The organism is Sphingomonas sp. FUKUSWIS1, from assembly GCF_000733135.1.
In the GTDB taxonomy this organism is placed as follows: Bacteria; Pseudomonadota; Alphaproteobacteria; order Sphingomonadales; family Sphingomonadaceae; genus Sphingomonas; species Sphingomonas aerolata.
The window spans coordinates 1-726 of the sequence record NZ_JPJC01000106.1; the positions used below are offsets into that span (position 1 = coordinate 1).

At 69.6% G+C, this 726-nt stretch carries 2 protein-coding genes; both read left to right on the forward strand.

Translation table 11 applies throughout. From position 1 onward, the window contains the following. On the forward strand, positions 1-283 hold a 283-nt coding region (locus sphsw_RS07700; protein WP_042466789.1), incomplete at its 5' end, for a flagellar basal body rod C-terminal domain-containing protein. A gap of 11 nt (positions 284-294) precedes the next feature. Next, the coding region (locus sphsw_RS07705; RefSeq protein ID WP_031440097.1) for a flagellin at positions 295-726 on the forward strand (432 nt) is incomplete at its 3' end.

A 726-nucleotide genomic window follows, 5' to 3' on the forward strand; every position in this document is an offset into this window, starting at 1 on the left:
GGGCGCGGTCGATCTCGGCGATGCGGGGACGATGACGATCGCGCGTTTCTCCGCGGTCGTGCTGGGCGATGCGGGATCCGCCGCGTCGCGCGCCACCGATCGTGCGGACCAGATGGGCGCACGCCGCGACGACGCGATCAACCGCCGCGACAGCGTCTCGGGCGTCAATATCGACGAGGAGCTCGGCCAGATGGTCGTGCTCCAGAACAGCTATGCCGCCGCCGCGCGCGTCATGACCACCGCGAGCGAGATGTACGACACGCTCCTCGGCATGATCAGATAGGACCAGCATCGATGACCCGCATCGCCACCATCCCGCTCCAGCGGACGCTGACCGACGCGGTCCAGAAGGCGCAGCAGCGGCTCGCGCAGACGCAGCTGCAGCTCAATTCGGGCAAGAAGGCGAAGGACCTCGCCGATCTCGGCAGCGCCGCGGTCCGCACTTTGTCCGCGCGCAGTGCGCTGTCGATGCAGGCGGCGCAGAGCGCGGCGACGACCCGGCTCGGCACGACCTTGTCGCTGTACGAGGCCAATATCACCGCGATCGACACGATCGCCGGCGATCTGCGGACACAGCTGATGACCGCGGTCGGCACCGGCGCGACGCCCGCGCTCGGCAGCGCGATCGAAAGCGCCTTCAGCCAGTTCCGCTCGGCGCTCAACGCGACCGACGGCAGCGAGCCGCTGTTCGCAGGCGCGCAGGGCGACGCGATCCCGTTCAAGCCC